This is a genomic window from Candidatus Methylomicrobium oryzae (assembly GCF_016745425.1).
Taxonomy (GTDB): Bacteria; Pseudomonadota; Gammaproteobacteria; order Methylococcales; family Methylomonadaceae; genus Methylomicrobium; species Methylomicrobium oryzae.
In genome coordinates this window covers 179,589-195,687 of sequence record NZ_JAERVK010000002.1, presented here as the reverse complement: position 1 = coordinate 195,687, position 16,099 = coordinate 179,589, and the positions used below count along the sequence as shown (strand labels likewise).

The 16,099-nt window shown below is 55.9% G+C and carries 14 protein-coding genes; 8 read left to right on the top strand and 6 right to left on the bottom strand.

What is annotated here, in order from left to right; translation table 11 throughout:
* Nucleotides 1-312 precede the first annotated feature (312 nt).
* Together JJL52_RS02970 and JJL52_RS02965 are read right to left on the bottom strand one after the other, a co-directional pair.
* On the bottom strand, nucleotides 313-1,026 hold the full coding sequence (locus tag JJL52_RS02970; protein WP_202050908.1) for a DUF8168 domain-containing protein: 714 nt from the start codon (nucleotides 1,024-1,026) through the stop codon (nucleotides 313-315).
* Nucleotides 1,023-1,415, bottom strand: a complete 393-nt coding sequence (locus JJL52_RS02965; RefSeq protein WP_202050907.1) for a site-specific integrase — start codon at nucleotides 1,413-1,415, stop codon at nucleotides 1,023-1,025. Before JJL52_RS02965 ends, JJL52_RS02970 begins: the two co-directional genes overlap by 4 nt.
* 834 nt (nucleotides 1,416-2,249) lie before the next feature.
* Between JJL52_RS02965 and def the strand changes: the two genes are divergently transcribed.
* The 7 genes from def to JJL52_RS02930 all read left to right on the top strand — a co-directional run bounded on the left by def (nucleotide 2,250) and on the right by JJL52_RS02930 (nucleotide 11,146).
* Nucleotides 2,250-2,762, top strand: coding sequence for a peptide deformylase (gene def, locus JJL52_RS02960; RefSeq protein WP_202050906.1), 513 nt, complete (start codon nucleotides 2,250-2,252; stop codon nucleotides 2,760-2,762).
* Entirely contained in the window at nucleotides 2,759-3,682 is a 924-nt protein-coding gene (gene fmt, locus JJL52_RS02955; RefSeq protein ID WP_202050905.1) for a methionyl-tRNA formyltransferase, read from the top strand. The genes def and fmt overlap by 4 nt, the downstream gene beginning before the upstream one ends.
* 6 nt (nucleotides 3,683-3,688) lie before the next feature.
* On the top strand, nucleotides 3,689-4,975 hold the full coding sequence (gene rsmB / locus JJL52_RS02950; RefSeq protein WP_202050904.1) for a 16S rRNA (cytosine(967)-C(5))-methyltransferase RsmB: 1,287 nt from the start codon (nucleotides 3,689-3,691) through the stop codon (nucleotides 4,973-4,975).
* Nucleotides 4,953-5,525, top strand: a complete 573-nt coding sequence (locus JJL52_RS02945; protein WP_202050903.1) for a DUF4390 domain-containing protein — start codon at nucleotides 4,953-4,955, stop codon at nucleotides 5,523-5,525. The genes rsmB and JJL52_RS02945 overlap by 23 nt, the downstream gene beginning before the upstream one ends.
* Entirely contained in the window at nucleotides 5,507-7,648 is a 2,142-nt protein-coding gene (locus tag JJL52_RS02940; protein WP_202050902.1) for a sensor histidine kinase, read from the top strand. The genes JJL52_RS02945 and JJL52_RS02940 overlap by 19 nt, the downstream gene beginning before the upstream one ends.
* A gap of 17 nt (nucleotides 7,649-7,665) precedes the next feature.
* Nucleotides 7,666-9,027 (top strand): sigma-54-dependent transcriptional regulator, encoded by a 1,362-nt coding sequence (locus JJL52_RS02935; protein ID WP_202050901.1) that lies wholly within the window; start codon nucleotides 7,666-7,668, stop codon nucleotides 9,025-9,027.
* Nucleotides 9,028-9,220: 193 nt separating this feature from the next.
* A complete protein-coding gene (locus JJL52_RS02930; protein WP_202050900.1) occupies nucleotides 9,221-11,146 on the top strand; it encodes a S1 family peptidase in 1,926 nt (641 codons plus the stop codon).
* A gap of 124 nt (nucleotides 11,147-11,270) precedes the next feature.
* On the opposite strand, the gene pyk is transcribed toward JJL52_RS02930, so the two are convergent.
* From pyk to JJL52_RS02910, 4 genes are all read right to left on the bottom strand, one after another.
* Nucleotides 11,271-12,716 (bottom strand): pyruvate kinase, encoded by a 1,446-nt coding sequence (gene pyk / locus JJL52_RS02925; protein ID WP_202050899.1) that lies wholly within the window; start codon nucleotides 12,714-12,716, stop codon nucleotides 11,271-11,273.
* Nucleotides 12,717-12,731: 15 nt separating this feature from the next.
* A complete protein-coding gene (gap, locus tag JJL52_RS02920) occupies nucleotides 12,732-13,745 on the bottom strand; it encodes a type I glyceraldehyde-3-phosphate dehydrogenase (RefSeq protein ID WP_202050898.1) in 1,014 nt (337 codons plus the stop codon).
* Between the two features lie 439 nt (nucleotides 13,746-14,184).
* Nucleotides 14,185-14,850 carry an alpha/beta hydrolase gene (locus JJL52_RS02915; RefSeq protein WP_202050897.1) on the bottom strand — a complete coding sequence of 222 codons (666 nt, stop codon included), beginning with the start codon at nucleotides 14,848-14,850 and terminating at the stop codon, nucleotides 14,185-14,187.
* A 362-nt stretch (nucleotides 14,851-15,212) separates the two neighbouring features.
* On the bottom strand, nucleotides 15,213-15,635 hold the full coding sequence (locus tag JJL52_RS02910) for a GFA family protein (RefSeq protein WP_202050896.1): 423 nt from the start codon (nucleotides 15,633-15,635) through the stop codon (nucleotides 15,213-15,215).
* Nucleotides 15,636-15,720: 85 nt separating this feature from the next.
* Between JJL52_RS02910 and JJL52_RS02905 the strand changes: the two genes are divergently transcribed.
* Complete coding sequence (locus JJL52_RS02905; RefSeq protein WP_202050895.1) at nucleotides 15,721-16,080, top strand: DUF3301 domain-containing protein; 360 nt, start codon at nucleotides 15,721-15,723, stop codon at nucleotides 16,078-16,080.
* The last annotated feature ends 19 nt before the right edge of the window (nucleotides 16,081-16,099 follow it).

Here is a 16,099-nt window from a genome sequence, read left to right as displayed (position 1 = left end):
TGCGCCTTTAGAACAAAAGCCTAAATGCTTGATACAGTTCAATGAAAAGATGAGCTGTCTTTGATGGGTTTAGTAAAAGTCTGAGACCTTGATGCCGCTATTTGATGCCTCCACTTTGCACGGGCAAGAATAGCTTATTTCCGGTGTAGAGAGGAAGCAAATTAATCCACATCGCTTGGGAAAATTTACAGACTCGCTCAGTGGTCCGCCGCCGGTGCCAATTTGAAATCAGACATTGAAGAGCGCCAGCAAGCCGCCACACCAATGAGTTTGGCGGTATGTTGAAAGAGTGTTCTTGAGGGAATGAAGAGATTAGGTTGCCGGTAACTCATAATCGAGATATTTCTGCAGTATATCTCGGGTGAGTAGCAGCATATTCCATTGATCTTTTTCGGGAGTTTCTGGCGTATTTATCCAATTGCCATGCTGCACTGGATCAGCAAAATTTTTGACTTTCGCTCTAATAGTTGTGTGGTTGGTGCCGAGTGCGCGATGCATATCATCCCAACGGTCTTTACCGGTTTTGAAAACAAATGCCGACTTAATACTTTCAATAGCGCGGTAACAATATGTGGCACGATCGGTGGTGTCATTGATGGCGCGAAGAAAATCGCGCAAAGCCAAGCGAAAGAAAATGTTTTCATTTGCCAACTTAAACGCGCGCTCGAATATAGGGTCGTGCGGACTAAACCCCAGAGTCTGAGGCGGTGCATCCTCAGTCATTGGTCGAACGCCTAAGACATGAGGCGTTCCGTCTTCTTCAATGACCTGGATTAACTCGACTGAGTATCCAGACCCCAGTGAAAAACCAAGTGCACCAATAATGGTAATTGCAAAATGCTCGGCGGTATGATGTGCAGTCCCATAGTCGTTTATCGCAGAAAGGTCCAGAAAGATCGTGACCTGGGATGACTCGCACTGCACAATCACTCGACCTGAATACGGTATTTGTGTTTTCCACTCGATAGGACCGAACCAGATGTCATCACTTTCTGGATGCACTCTGCCTGTTATGACGTATCTCATACTGTACCTTGAGCAATATGTATCTGGGCTGAAACACATGCCGATCTATAAATCTTAACTTGCTCGATGTCGCTCAAGTGTAATTGGCAAATTTCCGCGATCCTCATGCCTGTATATAAGGTAATCATCGATAGCCAAAACCTGCTCAGTTTCGAGAATCCGTTAACGTAGCTCTCCGCCGCTGGGTTATGCTCGAATAGTAGTTTAAGCTCTTCTTGAATGAATGAGCGTTTTTCGCTTTCGTAATCAATCTCGCTTATTTCGTTACCTAACGCATTCATAGAGGACTGCAAATTAATATCTTTAGGCTTTAATACCCCATCAAGAATGCTTTGATGTTTTTCAAATATTCCTCTACTGTTTCCACGTTCTCGAGCTTCCCACTTCATAGCCGAGTGACTTCAGTGCCGCTGAATCGTTAAGAATCATATCGGAGGAATGATTTTAAGCTTTCCTCATGATCCGGGTCGCTAAAATTAGAGGATTCGAATAGGCGCCATATTCATCTAAATATTCGCTGACAGTCTTTCCTGCAGGCTATGCCGGAACTGGGGCTAATGGCGCCGAAACAGGCGCCGCGATTGCCGCAAGTTGCACCCGATGCAGCAGCAGTTCCGCCTTGTCTTACTCTTGCTTGGCTTCCTCTCTGAGCTGGCGCAGCAGATATTCCTTGTGTTGAGAGGATTCCATCCATAGAGGCCAAATTACGCTCGATTTTAGTCGTAATAAACTTTGATATGCCATCCTAGGGTGACTGTGGTTTTTATCCTCAAACGCGGCCTGAATCGCGCCAAACGGGTCTTTTAACGCATCAATGCGGCTTGAGGGACGTTCCGAGGTATCGTCGTGCCGGCCATGAATCCATCAAGAAGAACGTCAAACTGCACACGATAAGCTCTAGCCTGTTTGATTGCAAGCTTCCGGCTGTCAGGCTGTAACGACCGCCGAACCTCTCTTTTGTTGCCGAATTGATCGCGAAGAGCTATTGGGATGAACTAGCCGCGCGTAACAAATGCCTGCCGGTTCTGGTAAGTGTATGATGAGGAACTTTTGCTCATCGCGAACCCTCTGTGTGTCATCTGGGGTTACCGGTGAGTGTAACACCAAAGGCAGTTCGTCCGGCCTCTTCACTGAGCCCCTTGAATTGCTTATCCGATTTAGATTTTGTTCTAAATCAGATAGAATTCCAGTATCGATAACAGTTACCAAATGTGGAGAGTTCGTTGAGTATTTTAACCATTCTGGAGTTTCCGGATGAAAGGTTGCGCAAAAAAGCCGAAAAAGTCCAGGCGGTCGATGATTCGATTCGGAAACTGGTTGACGATATGTTCGAGACGATGTACGAATCGCGCGGCGTGGGGCTGGCAGCGACGCAAGTGAATGTGCACCGGCGGGTAATCGTGATCGATGTCAGCGAAGAAAAAAATGCGCCGCTTTGTCTGATCAACCCGGAAATCGTCGCGAAAGACGGCGTAGAGGAATCCGAAGAAGGCTGCCTGTCGGTGCCGGGCTTTTTCGAGAAGGTCCAACGGGCCGAACATGTGCGGGTCAAGGCATTGAATCGCGACGGACAGCCTTTCGAACTGGAAGCAAAAGACTTGCTGGCGGTCTGTATTCAGCATGAAATTGACCATCTGGACGGAAAATTATTCGTCGATTATCTGTCCCCGCTAAAACGTCAACGCATCAAAAAGAAACTCGAAAAAATACATAAAATGGAAGCCAGCAAAGCATGAGGATTATTTTTGCCGGCACCCCCGAATTCGCGGTGCCGACCCTGAAAATGCTGCTGACTTCCGGACACGAGGTCTGCGCCGTTTATACGCAGCCCGACCGACCCGCCGGACGCGGACGCAAGCTGCAGCCGAGTCCGATCAAGGAAACCGCGCAGGCCGCCGGGATTCCGGTACTGCAGCCCGATTCGCTCAAATCGGCCGAAGCGGTTGCCCGACTTGCCGCATTCGAACCCGAGCTGATGGTTGTCGTCGCCTACGGGATGATTTTGCCGCAGGCGGTACTCGATGTCCCGAAATACGGCTGCCTGAACGTGCATGCCTCTCTGTTGCCCCGCTGGCGCGGCGCCGCGCCGATTCAGCGCGCACTGATGGCCGGGGATGCCGAAACCGGCGTCACGATCATGCGCATCGCATTGAAGCTGGACGCCGGCGACATGTTGCACAAGGAAACCGTCGCAATCGGCACGGAGGACACGACCGGCGATCTGCATGACAAATTGGCCGCTTTGGGGCCGATCGGCCTCGAACAAGTCTTGCGCCAGGTCGAGGCCGGGACGGTGCATGCGGAGCCGCAAGATGAAGCCTTGGTGACGTATGCCGCCAAACTCGAAAAGAGCGAAGCCACCCTCGACTGGACAAAACCGGCGGACGAACTGGACAGACAAGTGCGAGGCCTGAATCCCTGGCCGGTCGCCCAAACCCTATACCGCGGCGAAGCGCTGCGCATCTGGCGTGCGCAACCGATTCCCGGACCTACGGGTGCAGAGCCAGGACAGGTGAAATGTACGCAAAAGCATCTGGATGTAGCGACCGGCAGCGGCTGGCTCAGGCTTCTCGAGGTGCAGTTGCCCGGCGGCAAACGGATGCCGGCGCAGGCGTTTCTGAATGCGCATGACTTGCACAGCCTGAAGCTGGGTTGATCGGCCGTGAATCTACGATTGCTTGCGGCCAAAGTGCTGACCCGGGTCGTGGCTGAAGGCCAATCGCTGACTGCGGCGCTCGAGCAGGTTCTGCAGACCGTGCCTTCGGTGCAGGACCGCGCGCTGTTGCAGGCCTTATGTTACGGCGTCTGCCGGCAGTATCACCGGCTCGACTTCATTCTGTGCCAACTTCTCGACAAGCCGCTGAAAGATATTCACATCCGGCTCTTGATTCTCGTGGGACTTTACCAGCTCGGCTTCATGCGGATCAAAACGCATGCGGCGGTTTCCGAAACGGTGAATGCGGCAGGACGCAAACCTTGGGCTAAAGGTCTGATCAACGCGCTGTTGCGGCGTTATCTCCGAGAACGGGAACAGTTCGAAAAAGCGGCCGACGAGAATTTTTTGGCAAGCTGCAGCCATCCTGAATGGCTGATCGCAAAAATCCGCCAGGACTGGCCCGATAAAGCCGACCGCTGCCTGCGGGAGAACAATCAGCCGCCGCCGTTCGCGTTACGGGTCAGTTTGTCCCGGATCTCCAGGGAAGCCTACTGTGAATTGTTGAATGTACAGGGCCTTGCCGCCGAGTTGCCCGATTTTTGCGCTTCCGCCCTGGTCCTTGACCAGCCGGTGCCGGTCGAGAGGCTGCCGGGGTTTGCCGAAGGCCTGGTTTCGGTTCAGGATACCGCCGCCCAGCTGGCCGCCGGCCTGCTTGACGTGCGGCCTGGGCAGCGAGTGCTCGACCTGTGCGCGGCACCGGGCGGGAAAACCGCGCATATTCTCGAAATGCAGCCGCAACTGAAAGAAATGGTTGCGATCGATGTCGATGCAAACCGGCTGCGCCGCGTAGAGGAAAATTTGCGGCGCCTCAGGTTGGAGGCCAAGACGGCAGTCGGCGATGCTTCACATCCCGAAGACTGGTGGGACGGGCGGCAGTTCGACCGGATTCTGGTCGATGCGCCGTGTTCGGCGCTCGGTGTGATTCGCCGCCATCCCGACATCAAACTGCTGCGCCGCGCCGGGGATATCGAACCGCTCGCCGCGCAGCAACGCGCAATCCTGAACGCGGCCTGGAACATGGTGGCGCCGGGGGGATGCCTGCTGTACGCCACCTGTTCGGTGTTGAAGGAAGAGAACGAACGTCAGATGGTGGACTTTCTGGCTGGCCATCCCGACGCGATCGAATGGCCCATCACTGCGGAATGGGGTACCGCGTGCGCAGTAGGGCGGCAGATTCTGCCCGGCGACTTGGCGATGGACGGTTTTTATTATGCCCGCCTCCGCAAAGCGTAAGATAGCAATCTATCTGCTGATTCTGGGCTGGCTGGCGCCTTTGCCCGCGTCGGCCGGACCTTACGCCGCAGTGGTCAAATATGCCGATCTGGACTTACAGAGCGAAGAATATGTGTTGTCCGCCGAGATCCTCTACCGGCTCAGCCCGAAAGCGATCGACGCCCTCAAAAACGGCGTGCCGCTGTTCTGGGCGCTCAATATCAAGATAATGCGCCAGCGCGACTTCTGGCCGGACGAAACGATCGCCGAAAAGAGTCTGCGCTTCAGAATTCAATATCAGGCCCTGCTGAACGTTTACCGGGTCCGTAACGAAGACAGCGGCGAAGGCGGTAATTTTTCATCGCTGGCCTCGGCCCTGGATGCGCTGTCGACGATTCACTCTATGCCGATCGCAGCCAGAACAATGCTGACTCCCGGCCTGCGCTACACCGCAGGCATACGGGTCGTTTTCGACCGCGAATTGCTGCCTTTGCCGCTGCGCCCTTTCGCCTATCTCAATTCCCAGTGGTATTTATCCAGCGACTGGTACTTATGGCATCTGAACAACTGAAACCGCCGGTCAGCGTATCGATCCTGGTCCTGTTCGCGCTGATCCTGTTTTCGCTGCAGTTGATGAGCACGGCGACCCAGGAGTCCTCCGAACTTAGCGCGATGTATTCCTGGCTGCTGCTGATCAATGCGCTCGGTTCGGTGGTGCTGCTCGCGCTGGTTGTCGCGAACATCTACGCACTGGCGCGCCAGCTCAAAAAACGCGAAGCCGGCTCACGGCTGACCACACGGATGTTGTCGGTGTTCGTTTTGCAGGCTCTGGCGCCCGCCGCGATCGTGTTTTATTTTTCGATGCAGTTTCTGCATCAGGGCATCGACAGCTGGTTCAACGTCGAAATCGACCGGGCGATGGAAGATGCGCTCGAATTGAGCCAGGCGTCGTTGGATCAACGAATGCACTGGCATTTGATGCAGACCCGGCAACTGGCCGAAAAGCTCCGGCTCGGTTCCGACGGCTTTACCGCGCATGAAATCGAAAATTACCGGGCGCAGGTGGGTGCCGCAGAGATGACGCTGTTTTCGCGCCAGGGCCGAATCATCGCGTCCAGCAGCGCGAATCCGACCGATATTCTGCCCAGCATTCCCGACGAGCAAACCTGGCTGCAATTGCGCCAGAGCGACGATTATATTGCGCTGGCCCCGGTCAGCGAGAACGAACTGATGATCCGCTCGATCGTGGCGGTCAGAGGCCTGGACACGTGGTATATCCAGGCGCTGTTTCCGGTGCCTTTGCGGATTGCGGATCTGGCCGACTCGGTCGAGTTCGCTTTCGTACGCTACCAGGAAATGAATTTTCTCAGGGACTCGCTGAAACTGACGTTTTCGCTGGCGCTGTCGCTGGTTTTGCTGATGAGCTTGCTGGCGGCGATCTGGGTCGCTTTCATCAGCATCCGCAACATCGTCGCGCCGGTCAAGGAACTGGTCAAAGGCACGCAGGCGGTCGCTTCGGGGCATTACGACCAGCAATTGCCGGTCGCCGCCCAGGACGATCTGGGCTTTCTGGTCGAGTCGTTCAACATCATGACCCAGCGCATTGCGCGCGCCCGCGACGAGATCCGGCGGGCCGGTGTCGAGGTCGAAAACCAGCGCTCCTATCTCGAAACGATACTGGCCAACCTGACCGCGGGCGTGATCAGCTTCGATTCGAGGTATAAGATCCGCACCGCGAACCAGGCGGCGTTCCGGATTTTCCATGTGCATGTGAACCAATTCATCGGCCAATCGCTGTTATCGCTGGCCGAGGAGCATAGCGAGCTGTCCGAACCGCTGAAATCGATTCAGCGTTTACTGGAACAGGCGGACGATATTTGGCAGCAGCGGATTGCCTTTTTGGGTCAGAGCGGCCGCCGGGAGCTGCTCTGCCGCGGCACCCCGATGTTTTCGCACGAAGGCACTCGCGTCGGCGCGGTCGTGGTATTCGACGATGTGACCGATTTGATTCAGGCTCAGAAAAACGCCGCCTGGGGCGAGGTCGCCCGGCGCCTCGCGCACGAAATCAAAAACCCGCTGACGCCGATCCAATTGTCAGCCGAACGATTGCAGCTTAAACTGTCCGCCAAGCTGGAATCCGGCGATGCCGATATCCTGCAGCGCTCGACCCGCACGATCGTGCAGCAGGTCGAGGCGATGAAGGAAATGGTCGACGATTTTTCCGAGTACGCGAAGACTTCGAAAAAGCAGACGGTCAATATCGATCTGTATGCGCTCGTCCAGGAGGTGCTCGGGCTTTATACGCTGAAATCGGGCGTTATCGTACAGGCCGAACAGGATAAAAAGCGGCTTTGCATCAACGGCGATCCGGTCAGCATCCGGCAAGTGCTGCATAATCTGCTCAAAAACGCCCTGGAAGCGACCGAAGGCAACGGCCATATCGAAATCGACATGCGCCGGGTGCAAAAGAACAACAGCGATTTCATCGAAATCGGCTTCTTCGACGACGGGCCAGGCATCAGAGAAGAACAAATCGAGCAAATTTTCGAACCCTATGTTACAACTAAAGCCAAAGGCACCGGGCTCGGGCTTGCGATCGTCAAAAAAATCATCGAAGAGCACGGCGGTGCGATCTGGGTCGATACCCGACACAAACAAGGCGCAGGCTTCATCATTCAGCTGCCCGCCATTTAACTTTCAAATAAACCGATATGAACGCAAACAAAACTCGCATTCTCGTCGTTGACGATGAACCGGAAATCCGCAGCCTGGTCGGCGAAATCCTCGCGGACGAAGGCTATGAAGTCGCAATGGCGGATAACGCCGCCGCAGCACGCGAATTGAAGAAAACGGAAAACCCGAGCCTGATTTTGCTCGATATCTGGATGCCGGATACCGACGGGATCACGCTGCTGAAGGAATGGGTCGCCGAAGATGCGATGCTGTGTCCGGTCGTGATGATGTCCGGGCACGGGTCGGTCGAAACGGCGGTCGAAGCGACGCGTCTGGGTGCCTACGATTTTCTCGAAAAACCGCTGTCGCTGGCCAAATTACTGCTGATTGTCGGCCGTGCGCTCGAAACGAGCAACCTACAAAAGGAAAATGCCGGGCTCCGGCAACAATTGTATGCAGACATCGAGCCGGTCGGCAAAAGCGCCGCGATCGCCCGGATCAAGGACCAAATCAAGCGCCTTGCGCAGCACGAAGCGCGGGTTTTGCTGGCGGGGGAAGCCGGCGTCGGCAAGGAACTGTTTGCCCGCTATCTGCACAACAACAGCCCGCGGCGGAACGGGCCGTTCGTCGATGTCGCGGTCGGCAGCATCGCCCCGGAAAATTCGGCGGTCGAATTTTTCGGCAAGGAAAGTTCGGGCAAGGTCAATCCGGGTCTGCTCGAACGGGCGCACCGCGGCACCCTGTTTCTGGGCGAGATCGGCGGAATGGACAAGGAAACGCAGCTTCGTCTACTGAGCGCACTGGAGTCGAGCTCGTTCCTGCGCGTCGGCGGCAGCGAGGCGGTGCGGGTCGACGTGCGGGTGATCGCATCGACCCGGATTCCTCTGGACGAAGAGGTCAAAGCCGGCCGCTTCCGGCAGGAATTGTATTACCTGTTGAACGAAGTGGCTCTGGCCATACCGCCCTTGCGCGAGCATAGCGAGGATGTGCCGGGGCTGTTGAACTTTTATGTGGACTACTTCGTAAAGCACGAAAATCTGCCGTTCCGGAAATTCTCGATGGCGACTCAGAATTTCCTGCGCAATTACAGCTGGCGCGGCAATGTGCGCGAATTGAAGAACCTGGTGCAACGGCTGATGATTCTCGGTGTCGGGGAAGACATCGAACTGGAAGAAGTCAAGTCAGCACTGGGAACGGTGAGCAACGAAGTTCCCGTGTCATCGTCGGTCCCGGATTTTTTCAATCTGCCGCTGAAGGATGCGCGCGACCAATTCGAAAAGGCTTATCTGGAATACCATTTCGAAAGAAGCGGCGGCAGCGTCGCCAAGTTGTCTTCGATCGTAGGGATGGAGCGCACGCATTTATACCGCAAGCTGCATTCGTTGAATATCAAGCTATAACCGGACCGTTCGCCGGATTCCCCGCATTCGGGATTCCGGCCCGTCTCGTGCCACCGGTTGTGTACGCATGGCAGGATCAGGGAAATGCTGCGAAGTGGAAAATAACATGGCCGTGTCTTTGAGAGTTCCCCACAGCGGAATCGAAACCCTGTCTGCTTAGGATGGAAACTATTCCTGAAGAGGAACGAAGGTAATGAATCGATACTTCAGCATTTGCCTATTGCTGGCGGCGGCCGTGCCGGCGTTTGCCGCCGTCCCCCAGCCCAGCATCGTGAACGGCCGGACAACCCAGGACGAACCTGCGGTCGGCGCGCTGCTGCTTTCCCTGGCACCCGGCGCATCGCCGCCGGCTTACGCGGGTATCTGCACGGGCACGATGATCGGCTGCCGAAGTTTTTTGACCGCCGCGCACTGCGTCTGCGAAAATGCCCGCCCGTTTCTGAATTCATTTCTATCCGAAGCCTGCGAGCCTAGGCTGGCCACCGATTTGCGGGTATACCTGCAGAACAGCGGCATTCATCCGGTTTCCGCGGTTCATGTGCATCCGGCGTTCGAATTCGGCGTGGCCTCCGATATTGCGGTGCTGACGCTGGCCTTGCCGGAGCAAGGCATTCCTCCGGCTGCGATCAATACTGCCGGTACCCCCGCTGCGGGTACGCCCGGCGGGATCGTCGGATTCGGGATGACATCCGGTACAGCCGACGATTACGGAATCAAACGGACGGGCAATATCATCACCGCGAATTGCGCGGATGCCGACCTGCCGCAACCGGCGAATATCTGCTGGAAATATCAGGAAATTGCGGGAAGAACGGATTCGAATATCTGCTTCGGTGATTCGGGAGGGCCGCTGTTTATCGACCGGGGAATCGGGCGCGTCATTGCAGGAGTCTCCTCGGGCGTGTTCGATGATTGCGGCATCGACAGCTTTTCGTTCGGCACCAACATCTATCTAAATCGCAGCTATATCAATTCCAAATTGGCCGGCTCCCTGGACGAATCCGGCAAGTGCCGTATCGACATCCGAAACCGGCTTAAAAAATATATCAACATCGTTTACGACGCGAAAAAACAGTGTATCGATGCCGCGCTGTCGGGCAAAACAGTGCTGGCCGATTGCCTTTCGGGTAAGGCGCAGGCAAAGGTCGATAAAGCGCAGGCAGCACTCGGGACGAATAAACTCGCGGTGCGCTGTCCGGCAGAAGTGATCGAAAATTCCAAGCTGGGCGGCGCCTGCGCCGATGCGGCCGATCCCGCCCAACTCAGCGGCTGCCTTGTAGCGGCCGGAAACGACGCCGTGGCCCGAATGCTCGATGTGCAATATGCCGAAGCCGAACTCCCCATTGCCGGCAAGGCTTTGGCCGAATGCCAAAAGACGGTCAGCGGCGCGGCAAAAAATTATTTCTTCAAAAATCTGAGGTTGCTGAATCAATGCGAAGTCAGAATCGATAAAGCGCGCGCGGCCGTAGCCGGCTGCCCGCTTCCATCCACGCTCGCCGCCCAGGAAAAGTTCGCTGCGTCCTTACAGAAAAAGATTCTCAAAGCTTGCCCCGAAGGGACTGTGGCCGCCCTGGTTGCGGGCGGCGACCGGTTTGGGGGAGGCTGCGACGCGAAAAGCGATGCGGCGATGCTGGCCGAGTGTGAGCGGGACGCGCACATCCGGCTCGTCGATGAACTGGACGGAATCGCGGCAGGCAAACCGAGCGCCTTTAATTCGGAGCGCTGCGGATGGGTTTCCCAGGTCGGCGATGGAATCACCGAGGTTTTCCAGGAATCCCGCGATTCCGGCGAAGCGCTTCCGGATAAAGAAGCGGTGCTTCACAGGTTCGAGGTGCCGAAAGGAATTCGCGTGCTAAAGGTAACGCTGAACGGTGAGGAAAGTTTTCCGTCTTCATCGTTCAACGGCAGCTTCGTCGACAATAGCCTCGACTTGTACTTGAGATACCAGCTGACGCCCGGCATAGATCCGTTGGCCGCAAACGCCATCTCGATCAATACGGGGATTTTCGAGGCGGTTCAGATAAAGAATCCGGCAGTCGGGGAATGGCGCGCCTTGATCCACGATGCGGGATTGGCGACGGGAAGGGCTTATCAATTGACCATCACGATGCTCAGGTAAACAGAAACCGCAAGCAGAGCCGCCCGAAGGAACGGGCGACGGGAATTCGGCCCGATTGAGCCAGTCTGGGAAGAAAAGGCGGGGAGAGGACTCGCCTCCGGTTAAGCCGGAGGCGAAAGTACGCTTAAGGAGTCAGGCCTTGCCCGACCACAACCACTTTCAGCGTGTTGGTGCCGCCTTCGACGCCGTTCAGATCGCCTTTGGTGATAATGAACTTGTCGCCGTCTTTGGCTTGCTTCCATTTGCGCAGTTCCTTGACGATATTGCGGTTCACTTCCCCGTGATCCATATTCATTTCCAACGGGAAATAAATCGGGAAGACGCCGCGATACAGGGTCACCTTACCCAGCGTTTTTTCCAGCCGGCTCATCGCGAAGATCGGCAGTCCGGAACTGATCCGCGACATCCACAGCGGCGTCGCGCCCGATTCGGTCAACGCGACGATGCCTTTGATTTCGGTATGGTTCGCCATGTACATCGCCGACCGCGCGATCGCTTCATCGTCGCGTTCGAAATTGACGTTCGGGACGTGTTCCGATCTCAGCATGCTCGGCTGCTTTTCAGCCTCGATGCAGATCCGGTGCATCGCTTCGACCGCCTTGACCGGGTATTTGCCGGAAGCGGTTTCCGCAGACAGCATGATCGCGTCGGTGCCGTCGAACACCGCGTTTGCGACGTCCAACACTTCCGCGCGGGTCGGAATCGGGTTGTCGATCATCGATTCCATCATCTGCGTCGCAGTGATCACGACCCGGTTCAGTTCGCGGGAACGTTTGATCAGCTTTTTCTGTACCGCCGGCAGATTCGCATCGCCGATTTCGACGCCGAGGTCGCCGCGGGCGACCATGATCACGTCGGAGGCCAGAATGATCTCATCCATGACGTCCAGCGCTTCGGCGCGTTCGACCTTGGCGACAATGTTGGCATAGCAGCCTGCGGCTTCGAGCAGTCCGCGCGCTTCGTTCAGGTCGGCCGCGCAACGCGGGAACGACACCGCGACGAAATCGCAGCCGATTTTCGCGATCGTCTTGATGTCTTCCTTGTCCTTTTCCGTCAAGGCCGCAGCCGACAGGCCGCCGCCGAGCAGGTTGATGCCTTTGTTGTTGGATAGGTAACCGCCGACGACGACTTTGCAGTTGATCCGCAAATTCGGTTCGACGTTCACCACGTCCAGCACGATGCGGCCGTCATCCAGCAGAAGCCGGCTGCCGGGTTTGACTTCCCGCGGCAACGGCTCGTAGCTGATCCCGACCTGCGTTTCGTCGCCGTCCAGCTTGCCGATGTTGATATCCAGCGCAAAGTCCTGGCTTTCGTTCAGGATGACCTTGGTGTCTTTGAAGCGTTCGATTCGAATCTTGGGGCCTTGCAAGTCGCCGAGAATGCCGACGCGGCGGCCGGTCTTCCTGCTGAGCTCCCGGACCCGCTCCGCGCGGTTGATATGATCTTCCGCGGAACCGTGCGAGAAGTTCATCCGGACCACATCGATGCCGGCTTCGAATAACCCTTCCAGCACGCCGGGTTTATCGGTAGCCGGACCCAGGGTCGCTAAAATTTTGGTTCGTCTTAACATTCGATGATAAATCGCTTATTTAGCGTTGACTAAGGCAACGGTGGTATCCAGCATCCGGTTCGAGAAGCCCCATTCGTTGTCGTACCAGGACAGAACCTTCACGAAATCGCCGTCGACCACGTAAGTGGAAGGCGCTTCGAAGATCGAAGAAGCCGGATTGTGGTTGAAGTCGCTCGAAACCAGCGGCAGGTCATTGATCGCCAGAATGCCTTTCAGCGGGCCTTCGGAAGCGGCAGTCAGAATCGAAGTGATTTCTTCTTTGCTGGTAGGACGCTTCGCCTTGAACACCAGGTCGACGACCGAAACGTTGATGGTCGGAACGCGCATCGCGAAACCGTCCAGTTTGCCTTTCAGCTCAGGCAGTACCAGACCTACTGCAGCGGCAGCGCCGGTCTTGGTCGGGATCATCGATTGGGTGGCGGAACGCGCGCGGCGCAGGTCGCTGTGATAAACATCGGTCAACACTTGGTCGTTGGTATATGAGTGGATCGTGGTCATCAGACCGTGTTCGATACCGATCGCATCGTGCAGCGGCTTGACCAGCGGCGCCAAGCAGTTGGTGGTGCAGGAGGCGTTCGAAATGACCGTGTCGGAGGCTTTCAGGGTATCGTGGTTGACGCCGTAAACGATTGTCGCATCGACATCGTTGCCGCCCGGTGCGGAGATGATCACTTTTTTCGCGCCGGCGGTAATATGCGCGGAGGCTTTCGCCTTGCTGGTAAACAACCCGGTGCATTCGTGCACGACGTCGATATCCAGTTCGCCCCAAGGCAGCTTAGAAGGATCGCGCTCGGAGAGGACTCGGATCCGGTCGCCGTTGATTACGATGTAGTCGCCGTCGACGCTCACGTCGAAAGGAAATTTACCGTGTACGGTGTCATACTGGGTCAGATGCGCGTTGGTTTTGCTGTCGCCCAGGTCGTTGATGGCGACGACTTTGATTTCGTTGGTGCGGCCTGATTCGTAGAGGGCGCGAATCACATTGCGGCCGATTCGGCCATAACCGTTGATTGCAATTTTAATTGCCATTGAGTCTCTCCAGAGTGATGAGTATGAAAAACCAACCAAGATGAGGGGTTATAGAACAACCCTAAATCCATTCACTATACCAAAAACGGGGGGTATTCGTCTATTGACACGGAGGGAAAAAATCTTTCCCTGCGTTGCAGGGCTTCGAGGAAATTTATAGGCCCAGGAGGCAAAACGGTGACGGTTTTTTACAGTGCCTTTGTAATGATAGAAAGAACGCTAATGATCTGGTAGAAGATAGCTTCCCGAATGGTGATTGTTTTAAAAAGCAGAGACTTCACTCCCCTCTTTGAAAAAGACGACTGCAGGAGCTATATTGCCGAGGGGCGGGGGAGATTTATCAAACAAATCCCCCTCAATCCCCCTTTTTCAAAGGGGGAAGTTGTTTTTGACGAAATCCTAAGCGCAGCAGGCCTGCCCGAAGGCAGATTCAAGCGATCTAACGAAAGATGCCATTGATGAAGCCGGCGATCCGTTCGATTTCTTCCCGACAGACCGAATGGTCCATCATGTAATCGTGCCATTCGGCCGGATAGCCCCATGCTTGTAGCCGGTCGCTGGTTTGTTTGCCGTATTCGACCGCGACGACCGAGTCGAGGATGCCGTGCCCGATGAAGATCGGCAGATCCTGATTGGCGGCTGAGCGTTCGGACTCCAACTGCGCCAGCGTCGGCAGAAAGGTCGAGAGCGCCACGATGCCGGCCAGCCTCCGGGAATAGCTCAGGCCGGCCTGTAAAGCGACCGCGCCGCCCTGGGAAAAGCCGGCCAGCAGGATCTGTTCGGACGGAATGCCCCGGGCGATTTCGGCCTCGATCAGCTGCTCGATCAATCGGCAGGAATCATAGAGGCCGGCAATATCCACCCTAAGGTTGCGCGAGAGTTCGAGAATGTCGAACCAGGCGCGCATGGTCATGCCGCCGTTGATCGTGATCGGGCGAAACGGGGCGTCGGGGAAAACGAAATGAATGTGCGGCTCGGCCTGAAGCCTGAGCTCGGGCACGATCGATTCGAAATCGTGCCCGTCGGCCCCCAGGCCGTGCAGCCAGATGATCGAATGGCGGTGCTCCGCCCGGGGCTCGATTTCGACGATACTGAGTGGGTTCATGCGGGTTCTCGAATACGGGTTAAGAGCTAAAGGCTGTTATGCTGTGAAAGCAGTCTAATTTAAAATCCCCCCTGCCCCCCTTTTTCAAAGGGGGTGGAAGCGGCATTGTCAAACGTTATTTTGTCGACGTAGTTAATACTCCGGCTCCCCTTTTTTTCAAAGGGAGGGAAAGCGGCATTGTCAAAGGGGCGAGGGCAGGCGTCGCTTCAACAATGGCCAAAACGCCATTCCCCCTTTGACCAAAACGGCTATCCCCTTTTTGAAAAGAGAGCGAGTACGCTGGAGACATCCCCCCTTTGAAAAAGGGGGGCAGGGGGGATTTGCTCTGCAAATAGTTGGCCGATGCAGCGCTTAATTCGCATTCAATCTGCAGTTTGCCAGAAATTGCCGGGGTATTTGGGTAAGTCGGGATTCATTGAATCCCAGGATTGAGCATCGGCAACCCACATATCCAGCTCGGGACGGTAAAGACCGGGGTCGTCGAGGGACATCGCCGCGACCGGCCGGAGTTGGGTAAAGGCGCTGTTGCGTCCGAACAGGGGCGTTCCGCACTGCGGGCAAAAAGCCCGGTAAACCGTATTGCCGCTCGCCGCGGCAGTCGGAAATTCCCGATAATTTCCGTTCACCTTCAACGCCGAAGCCGGCACGAACAGCAGCGCCATGTAAGGCGAGCCGGACGATTTCTGGCAGGTCCTGCAGTGGCAATTCACCATCCGCACCGGTTTCGCGCCGATCTCATAGCGCACGGTGCCGCACAGACAGCCGCCGGTTATCGGAAATTTCATCGATCACCCTTTGTTTATCGGATTTCCGGCAATCTTAGTACAATTGGCAGACTAATAACAAATTTCACCCCGTTTACCCGAACCGATGCCCACCGACACCGTGCTGATTGCGTTACTGATCGCAGCGTATCTGTATTGGCGCCATGCCCAGCAAGTCAAAGAAGCCGCTTTGGCGGCAACCCGGCGTCAATGCCGATTGTGCGAGGTGCAAATGCTGGACGATTATGTCGCCTTGAGCCGCTTCGGCCTGGAACGGACCAAGGCGGGAAAACTCCGCATCCTGAGACGTTTTACGTTCGAGTTCTCGGCCACAGGCAAAGACCGTTACCAAGATGTCTGCATTATGCAGGGAACCGAGGTTGTCGCGATCGAAATGCCGGCTTACCGGTCTCCGCCGGATCTCATTCCACCCGCTTTTTCGGCTGAAGACCTGCCGGGTTCATAAAACCCGGCGGGCCCATTAC